The 9076-nt window shown below is 66.7% G+C and carries 6 protein-coding genes and 1 pseudogene; 6 read left to right on the top strand and 1 reads right to left on the bottom strand.

Going from position 1 to position 9076, the window contains the following annotated elements:
* Window positions 1-336, top strand: a pseudogene (locus G3N94_RS37565) (prolyl aminopeptidase); the annotation flags it as partial.
* On the opposite strand, the gene G3N94_RS37570 reads toward G3N94_RS37565, so the two are convergent.
* Window positions 321-2684: a TonB-dependent receptor gene (locus tag G3N94_RS37570; protein ID WP_205799284.1), complete on the bottom strand. Its 2364-nt coding sequence runs from the start codon at window positions 2682-2684 to the stop codon at window positions 321-323. The pseudogene G3N94_RS37565 and the gene G3N94_RS37570 sit on opposite strands and share 16 nt — an antisense overlap.
* Before the next feature lie 454 nt (window positions 2685-3138).
* Between G3N94_RS37570 and G3N94_RS37575 the strand changes: the two genes are divergently transcribed.
* The 5 genes from G3N94_RS37575 to G3N94_RS37590 form a co-directional block, all read left to right on the top strand.
* On the top strand, window positions 3139-4860 hold the full coding sequence (locus G3N94_RS37575) for a methanol/ethanol family PQQ-dependent dehydrogenase (protein WP_205799285.1): 1722 nt from the start codon (window positions 3139-3141) through the stop codon (window positions 4858-4860).
* 79 nt (window positions 4861-4939) lie between these two features.
* Window positions 4940-6148 carry a transporter substrate-binding domain-containing protein gene (locus G3N94_RS37580; protein ID WP_205799286.1) on the top strand — a complete coding sequence of 403 codons (1209 nt, stop codon included), beginning with the start codon at window positions 4940-4942 and terminating at the stop codon, window positions 6146-6148.
* Between the two features lie 118 nt (window positions 6149-6266).
* A complete protein-coding gene (locus G3N94_RS42800) occupies window positions 6267-6581 on the top strand; it encodes a high-potential iron-sulfur protein (protein ID WP_241022301.1) in 315 nt (104 codons plus the stop codon).
* Window positions 6565-8508 (top strand): sigma-70 family RNA polymerase sigma factor, encoded by a 1944-nt coding sequence (locus tag G3N94_RS37585; protein ID WP_241022302.1) that lies wholly within the window; start codon window positions 6565-6567, stop codon window positions 8506-8508. Before G3N94_RS42800 ends, G3N94_RS37585 begins: the two co-directional genes overlap by 17 nt.
* Before the next feature lie 354 nt (window positions 8509-8862).
* Window positions 8863-9076, top strand: a 214-nt coding sequence (locus G3N94_RS37590; protein ID WP_346778771.1) for an acetyl-coenzyme A synthetase N-terminal domain-containing protein, incomplete at its 3' end; no start/stop codon positions are given.

Below are 9076 nucleotides of genomic sequence, written 5' to 3' on the forward strand. Positions count from 1 at the left end.
TTTCTTGTCGATCATCCGGCCGTCCTCCGGTTGATCGACAAGTACCGGATCCAGGCGCATTACCTGCAGCACGGCTGCTGGCTCGGCGAACGGCAGTTGCTCGCGCTCGCGCGTCGGGCGGCTGACGCGGGCGTGCCGCTGTTTGCCGCGCACGGACTGCGCGATCCCGTCTGCCCGGTCGACAACGTCGCCCGGCTCGCGCGCGCCGTGCCCGCTGCCAAAATCGAATTGGTGCCGGCCGGGCATCTTGCGAGCGACCCGGCGTTGGCGCGCAGCATCGCCCGCGCGATACGTGCGATGTTCGCGGCACCGCACACTATTCAATCCCACGCATAACGCACACCGACCCACGCGCCGCGCGGCGCGCCCGGCCCGACGAACTGCTCGTTGACCGGCTGCGCGCCATCGAACGTGTGATTCGGTCCGTTGAAGAAGTTCTGGCCGAGCACGCCGAAGCTCGCGTAGCGCTTGTCGAACAGGTTCGTCACGCTCGCGAACACTTCGAACCGCTTCGTGATCCGATACCGCATGTCGAGATCGACGAGCACGTAGCCCGCGATCTTGCCGTTCACGTCCTGATTGTTCTCGTCGCCGCGCGCGTACACGCCGCTGCGCCACGTGACGTTCGCACCGATGTCCCATGCGTGCGTCGCCGCGTAGTCGAGCCGCAGCTTCACCGTGTGCGCGGGAATGCCCGGGATGCGGTCGCCCGCCTTGACCGACACGTTGCCCGTCGCGTCGGCGGCCGAGTTCGCGGGGCTGTGTTCGGTCCACGACGATCGGTAAGTCGCGTCGACATAGCTGTACGACAGCCCGACGCCGATCTTGCCGAGCTGCGTGCGGCCCGCGAGCTCGATACCCTGGCGCCGCGTGTCGCCGACGTTGCGGAAATAGCCTTGCGCGCTCGCCGGGTCGCTGATGAACGCGATGTCGTCGGTCAGCGTCGTGCGATAGGCGGCCGCGCTCCAGGTGGTCGCGCCGCCGATGCGGCCGCGCGCGCCAACTTCGAACGTCTTCGAGATCACCGGCTTGAGCGCCGGGTCGGCGATAAAGTCGTTCGGCAACGAACAGGGCGCGGCCGGGTCCGCGCACGCGAGCTCGATCGCGGTCGGCGAGCGCATCCCTTCGTTGTAGGTCGCGTACGCGGTGAAGCCCGCGACGGGGTTCCAGTTCACGCCGACCGCCGGGTTGAAGCGCGAGAACGTATGGTTGCCGTCGAGCAGCGGCTGCACGCCGCTTGCGTCGCCGATCTGCGCCTTCGACCAGTCGTAGCGGCCCGACAGCGTCAGCGTCCAGTGCGGCGTCAGCGACAGCGCATCGCTCAGGTACACGCCGACGTTCGCGTTGCGCGTCTTCGCATTCGTCCGCGGGACGAAGCCGCCGATGCCGATCGCCGCGCGCGAGTCGGTGAAAAACGCGTCCTGCGATGCCGCGACGTAGCTCGAGTTCGCGACATCGGCCGCGACACCCGCGATCAGCTGGTTCGCCATCCCGCCGAGCTTGCCGAGCAAGGTGAGCTGCAGGCTGCCGCCGTAGCTGTCGGTGACGATCGTCGACTGCGCGTTGGTGCCCTGCAGCGTATCGACATTGCCGCTTTCATCGACCGATCCGAAGTCGGTGTTGTTGTTGCTGCTCGTGTTGGCGTTGCGCAGGTGCCGGTAGTACGCGTTCCCGCTCAGCTCGACGTGCTCGCCGAAGAAGCGGTCGCCCGACAGCGTCACATATGCGGCGCTGTTGCGGTTCAGGTCCGGAAACGTGTACGCCTGCTTCCGGTTGTCGAGGAACGAGCGCGGAATCGTCTGGCTGCCGTACAGCGTGTTGTCCGCGCCGCCCGCGGCCAGCGACAGCGTGGTGTCCGCGTCGGTGTAGCGCAGCTTGCCGAACAGTTGCCGCACGCGGCTCGCGTTGTGGTCGGCCCAGCCGCCGTCGTTCGCGACGTTCGCGGTCGCGTAGTAGTCGAGGTTCGAGCCGAGCGTGCCGCCCTGCTCGACGCTCGCGGTCTTGCGGCCCCACGAGCCGCCCGATACCTCCGCTTCGCCGCCCGGGCTCGACTTGCCGTTCTTCGTCGTGATCGCGAGCGCGCCGCCGAGCGTATTGCGTCCATATACGGGATTCGAGCCGGGAATCAGCTGCATACGGTCGATCGCCTGCACGGGCAGGATGTCCCAGTTCACGACATCGCCGAACGGCTCGTTCACGCGCACGCCGTCGACGAACACCGACAGGCCCTGTGGCGTGCCGAGCAGCGGCGACGCAGTGAAGCCGCGATAGTTGACGTCGGTCTGGTACGGGTTGCCCTGCGCGTCGCCGATCGTCACGCTCTGCAGGTTCGCGGCGAAAAAGTCGGTCAGCGTCGCGCGGTGCTGCGCGTCGAGTTCGGACGCGCGCACCGTCTGCACGTTCGCGGGCACCTTCGACAGCGGCGTGCCGATCCCGAGCAGCGGCGTCGTGCCGACGACGACCACTGCGGGCAGTATGTCGGTGGCGGGTTGCGGCGCGACTGGCGGCGCAGCCGTGTTGGACGAAGCGTTCTCACTCGCATTCTGCTGCGCGCGGACGCCGGCCGGCGACAGGCCGAACAGCGCAATCGCACCGAGTGTCGCACCGACACACTGAACGCGCCGCACGCCCCGATGGTCCCGCCACCCGCCATCCACGCCAATTGCCTTTGGTCTCCTGATCATTCCCCTCTGTCTCCCTGTTCGTTTTCTGCCGCGCGGCATTGCGTGCTGCACGGCGATGTCTCCCCGCGATACAGGACAGCGAGAACCATGCCAGCACCGCATGCACGATCACCGGCCTGCGTCGCTTCCAACGTTGCCGCCAACGCCGCACGCCCGTTCGGCGCGGCATCCGTCAACGGCGCGGCACGCTGTCACAGGCGCCCCGCCACCTGTCATGTTTGGCAACACCTCGCGCACGACGGTGTACCTGAATGCAACACCTGCGTCGACGCCCGCACGAAGCACCGCCGCCACCGCACCACCCGCGATGCCCCGGTCCGCCGCGCCGCGCGGGCAGCGCGGCGCGATGGCATGCGACTTGCGTGAACGGCAGCGCACTCGGCCCGGAACCCCACCCGTGCCGGCGCGACGGAACCTTCGCGGCGGTGCGACCACAATGACTCAGGAGACAACCATGAAGAAATTCTCGGCTTCAGCGAGCCGGCTGGCCACGATCGGCATCGCGGCGGCAGCCGCCGTCGCGCTGAACCCCGGCCTCGTCGAAGCGGCCGCGGACTATCCGGCCGTGACCTACCAGCGGCTGACCGATGCGCAGCGCGATCCGGGCTGGCTGACCTACTACCGCACCTACAACGGCCGGTCGCATTCGCCGCTCAAGCAGATCGACCCGTCGAACGCGAAGAATCTCAAGCAGGTGTGGGCCTACAAGTTCCCCGCCGAACTGAAGCAGGGCTTCGAAGCGACGCCGATCATCAACGGCAATTACCTGTTCGTGACCACGCCGAAGGACAACGTCTACGCGTTCGATGCGAAGACGGGCAAGCAGCTCTGGAAATACGAGCCGAAGCTCAGCGCCGCGTCGTTCAAGACCGCGTGCTGTGACGTCGTGAACCGCGGCGTCGCGCTGTACGGCAAGAATGTCTATGTCGCGATGCTGGGCGGCGAAATCGCGGCACTCGATGCGCAGACCGGCAATCTCGTCTGGAAGAAGCAGATGTTCGAGCCGGGCCTCGGCTACTCGTTCTCGCTCGCACCGCTCGCGCTCGACGGCGCGATCGTCGTCGGCACGTCCGGCGGCGAATACGGGATTCGCGGCTATATCGTCGCGCTGAATCCGGACGACGGCTCGGAAGTCTGGAAACGCTACACGATCCCCGGTTCCGGAGAAAAGGGCTCGGAGACCTGGCCCGACGGGATGCAGGATCACGGCGGCGGCGCCGCGTGGCTCACGGGCACGTACGACGCTGCGTCGCGCACGCTGTACTGGGGTGTCGGCAACCCGGGCCCGTGGCTCGCGGCGCTGCGCCCCGGCGACAACCTGTATTCCGACTCGCTGCTCGCGCTCGATGCGAAGAACGGCGACCTGAAGTGGCACTACCAGTACACGAACCACGACACGTGGGACTACGACGGCGTGAACGCGGCGGTCCTTGCCGATATCAAGTACAAAGGCAAGGACTACGACGCGATCATCCACGCGGACCGCAACGGCTTCTTCCACGCGATCGACCGCACGACCGGCAAGCTGATCTACGCGACACCGTTCGTGAAGGCGACGTCGGTCACCGGCTACACGGCCGATGGCAAGCCGATCCAGGACGAATCGAAGTTCCCGAAGGCCGGCACGACGATCGAAACGTGCCCGAGCTTCCTCGGCGGCAAGAACTGGTGGTCGATCTCGTTCGACCAGGAACGCAACATCGCGGTCGTGCCCGCGCTGCACGCGTGCATGAGCCTGACCGGCAAGTCGGTCAGCTACCAGGAAGGCCTGCCTTATCTCGGCGAAGGTTTCGAGATCAAGCCTGAACCGGGCAGCGAGGGCTACGGCGAACTGACCGCAATCGACGTGAACACCGGCAAGAAGCTGTGGAGCCACTGGACGAAGAAGCCGTGGAACGGCGGCGTCGCGACCACCGCGAGCGGCCTCGCGTTCAGCGGCTCGCTCGACGGTCACCTGTACGCATTCGATACGGCAACCGGCAAGGTGCTCTGGGAAAGCCCGCAGCTCGCGAGCGGCATCATCTCGCAGCCGTCGGTGTATGAGGTCGACGGCAAGGAATACGTAGCCGTGCTCGCCGGCTACGGCGGCGCGAACCCGATCTGGGGCGGCCCGATGGCCGACATCGCGAAGGACGTTCCGCGCGGCGGCACCCTGTACGTCTTCGCGCTCGACTGATCGGGCTCGCGCCCCGGTCGCGCCCGCATGCGCCCGATGCGGGCGCGACACCCCAACCGCTTCAACCGGACACACGATCATGAATACTCGCCTCACTCCCCTCACTGTCGCCAGTCTGCTCGCCGTGGGCGTGGCGCTTGCACCGGCATCCGCGTCGGCCGGCGTACGCATCTGCACGCTGCCCGGCAGCCCGACCACGGCGCTCGACCAGTCCATCGCACGCGAAGTGTTCCGCACCGCAGGCGTCGCCGCATCGTTGAACAAACGCGGCGTCGACGACGATGGCGGCGACGACGGCATCTCCGCCAGCGAACTGCGGAAATCGCTCGAACGCGACTGCGATGTGATCGCCGGCTTCCCGCGCTCGGAGATCGCCGATGCGTCGGGATCCAGAATGAGTTTCTCGCAGGGCTATCTGCGCTCCGGCTATGTCATCGTTTCGCTGCGCGATCCGCATGCACCGTCCGGCGCCAAGGAAGCGATCGCGGCCACGTATGGGAGCCCTTCGCAGTTGATCGCCGCGCAACAGGCCAACGCCCGCTTCGTTCTCGAAAACACGAGCGAGAAAACGATCGCCGCGCTCGCCGACGGCCGCGCGCAGCGCGCGATCGTCTGGTATCCGAGCGTCGTCGCGTATCAGCGCGCGCACCCGCAACAGCGCTTCCAGATCGCGGCGACGTCGTCGCCGTACTCGGAATGGCAGCTTTCGTTCGCATTCGGACCGGGCAAGGAAGCGTTGCAGAAGCGTATCGACGCGACGTTGTCCCGGATGAGCGACAACGGCCGTCTCGCTGCGCTCACGCGCGGCTGGACCCTCCCGGCGGCGGTCGCGCACACGGCCGGCACGCGCGCGCCCGGCCAGTTCCTCGACGGCGCGGTCGCATCCGCCCAACAGCAGCCGGCGAAGGGCGGCTTCATCAAGGTGTCGACCAATGAAGGCAACGCCGTACCATCGTTCGACCAGGCGCAGGTGCAGCATGGCAAGACGATCTATGCGGACGCCTGTGCGAAATGCCACGGCGACCAGCTCGAGGGCAATACCGCGCCCGCGCTGAGCGGGGAAGCCTTCGCGCCCGAAGGCAAGTCGCATATCACCGTCGGCGGGGTGTACCAGTACATGACGAACAACATGCCGGCCGATCGCCCCGGCAAGATGACACCCCAGGAATACGAGGATCTGATGGCGTTCCTGCTTTACTCGAACGGCTACGACACGTCGAAGACCAAGCTGACGACCGATATCGCCAACGCGTCGAAGGCGCCGCTCATCGCCGGACCGCGCAAGTAGATTCCCGCCGCTTCGCAGCATCTTCGCCGCCTCTTCGTTTTGGTCTACTCGCCGCGCCGGGAAGCATTTCCGGCGCGCGTGACAGCCTTTCTCTTTTCATTTCATTCAGGAAAACGACATGATCTCCCGCAATCGCAGAACGTTCATCATTCAGACGGCCGGCCTGTGCGTCACGCTCGCAGCCGGAACCCGTGCATTCGCGGCCGCATCGCTCGTCGACGAAAACGACGCGACCGCGAAGTCGCTCGGCTACCGCGCGAATGCAACGACCGTCGACACAGGCAAGTTTCCGAAGTACCAGGCGGGCCAGACGTGCGCGAATTGCCGCTTCTACAAGGGTGCCGCAGGCGAATCCTCCGGCACGTGCCCGATGTTCGCGGGCAAGGCCGTTGCCGCTGAAGGCTGGTGCAACGTCTATGCGAAGCGTGCTTGATCGCGCACATGCGAGCGCGCCGCGCTGCGGCGCGGACGCCGAACGTGCGGAGCATCTGCATGCGCTGATCGCGCTGGGCATCGATCGCGGCTACGTGACGCGCGGCGAGATCGTCGATGCGTTGCCAGACGATGCGGCCGAAGGCACGGATTTCGACGCCACCGCGGCGATGCTCCGCGAGCTCGGCATCGACGTGCGCGAGCATGTCGACTCGCACACCGCGTGGACGCTCGATCGTCATTTCGCGCAAGCGACGGAGGTGACGCCACCGCTTGCCGATGCGTCGGCGCGGCTCGCGGCCGCCGACCTGCTGGCGGGCCGCACGAACGATCCTGTCCGGATCTATTTGCGGGAAATGAGCGCGACACCGCTGCTCGAGCGCGCAGAGGAGATCGTGCTCGCGCTCCAACTAGAAAGCGGTCGCGCCGCGTGCATCGACGCGCTGAGCCGCGATCCGGCCGCGCTCGACGCGATCGCGTCGATCGCCGGCGACATCCGCGCGGGAAAGGCGGCAGCTTCGGTCTACGTGACGGGGTTCGTCGATTGCGCTGAAACGCACGCCGAATCGCTCACGGATTCGCTTGCAGGACCGCCTGCGGATTCGCTCATGGGACCGCCAGCGGTATCGCCCGCGGATTCGCCCGGGAACGAAACCACGTCCGATTCGGAGACGGAATCACCGGCGCAGGAAGGCGAAGCCGAGCGCGCGCTGGACAGTCCGGCGTGGCGCAATGCCGTCGTCGAAGCGCTCGACCGCGCCGGCGCGCTTGCATCGGCGATGCATCACGCGTTGCGCGCCGACGGCTTCGCTTCGGCCGCCTACCGGTCACTGATGCGCGAGGCCGCTGCGCTGACCGGCAGGATCCGCTTCACCGCGCGCGCAATCGAACGCATCGGCAGCACGATTTGCGAGCGCGCGACGCAAGCACGCAAGTTCGAAAAACGCATCGTCGAAACGTTGGCCGAATCGGGCATGCGTGCCGATACGCCGCGTCGCGTTCTGTTCACACCCTGCGACGACGTTCGCGCATGGCTCCAGGAATGTATCGCCGTGCATCCCGGATGCGGCACTGCCCTCGCCCGCCGCGCACCGGCGCTGATCGAAGCACGAACCGCGCTTACGCATCTCGCCAGCGAGTCGATCCTGCCGCTCGATATCACGCTCGCGATCGACGCGCGCCTGTCACGCATCGATCGCGCGATGCAGCCCGCGAGAAAGAAACTGTTCCAGAGCAATCTGCGGCTCGTCGTGTCGATCGCCAAACGGTATCCCGATCGCGGATTGCAGCTTCTCGACCTGATCCAGGAAGGCAATATCGGCCTGATGAAGGCCGTCGATCGCTACGACCACCGGCGCGGCTTCAAATTCGCGACGTATGCGACCTGGTGGGTCCGGCAGGCGATCACGCATGCGATCGCCGATCAGGGCCGCACGATACGCGTGCCCACGCATACGGTCGACGCGATCAACAAGCTGTCGCGCATCAAGCGCGACCATGCACGGCACGCGGGCGACCCCGCGCCGCCTGCCGAGCTGGCCGCGCGGATGGGGCTGCCGGTCGCGAAGGTGCTCGACCTGCTGGCGATCGTCAAGGAGCCCGTGTCGACCGACGTGCCCGTATCGCCGGAGGGCGACATGACGCTCGGCGACGTCGTGCCGGACAGCGCGATGCCGTCGCCGGAAGACGCGGCCAGCGCGGCGCAACTGCGCGACGCGATGGCGGCGGAGATCGACCGGCTGCCGGCCCGCGAAGCGACGATCCTGCGGCTGCGTTACGGGATCGGCGCGGACGACGGGTATTCGCTGCGCGACATCGGCCGCCAGCTGAACCTGTCGGCCGAGCGCGTGCGGCAGATCGAGGCATCGGCGCTCGAGCGCATCCGCGCATCCGACACGCTGCCAGGCCTCCGGTCGTTCATCGGATGACAACGGAGCCGGCCGTTCCGCCTGTTGATGCCTGCAACAGCGACTGATGCGTTTCGGCGCAGTGTCACAGTGCATTGCACGCCGTTGCCTGTCTCGTCTGGCTATCCTCACGTCGATTCGCATTCCTCTGTTTTTTATTTGCATGATGCCGGCTGCGCGGCCGCTGAGCCGGGCCGCGCGCCGCCAGCCCTGCTCGGGCGGGCGTCGCCGTTTGCGATCGACCGCTTCCGCAGGCGCCCGCGCGGTACAAGAAACCGCTTGCGGAGATCACAAGCGTCGGTCATCGCGCAACTGGCATGCAAGTTGCCTTTTGTCCTGCCACAGCTTCACCGCACGATTTTCATGGAGACCCCAGTGACCGCCCTCGTATCGATCCTTCACGAACACCGGACTTTCGATCCGCCCGCCGACTTGCGCGCCCGCGCGGCCATTTCCGGCATCGAAGCCTATCGCGCGCTCGCCGCCGAGGCCGAAAGCGATTACGAAGGATTCTGGGCGCGTCTCGCGCGCGAAACGCTCGCGTGGCACAAGCCGTTCACGAACGTGCTCGACGAAACCGACGCACCGT

The sequence above is a fragment of the Burkholderia sp. Ac-20353 genome (assembly GCF_017104785.1).
GTDB lineage: Bacteria > Pseudomonadota > Gammaproteobacteria > Burkholderiales > Burkholderiaceae > Burkholderia.

Bases quoted from the DNA above. Each gene is read 5' to 3' on its own strand.
- G3N94_RS37570 (WP_205799284.1), bottom strand. From the start codon at position 2,684: ATGATCAGGAGACCAAAGGCAATTGGCGTGGATGGCGGGTGGCGGGAC.
- G3N94_RS37575 (WP_205799285.1), top strand. From the start codon at position 3,139: ATGAAGAAATTCTCGGCTTCAGCGAGCCGGCTGGCCACGATCGGCATC.
- G3N94_RS37580 (WP_205799286.1), top strand. From the start codon at position 4,940: ATGAATACTCGCCTCACTCCCCTCACTGTCGCCAGTCTGCTCGCCGTG.
- G3N94_RS42800 (WP_241022301.1), top strand. From the start codon at position 6,267: ATGATCTCCCGCAATCGCAGAACGTTCATCATTCAGACGGCCGGCCTG.
- G3N94_RS37585 (WP_241022302.1), top strand. From the start codon at position 6,565: ATGCGAAGCGTGCTTGATCGCGCACATGCGAGCGCGCCGCGCTGCGGC.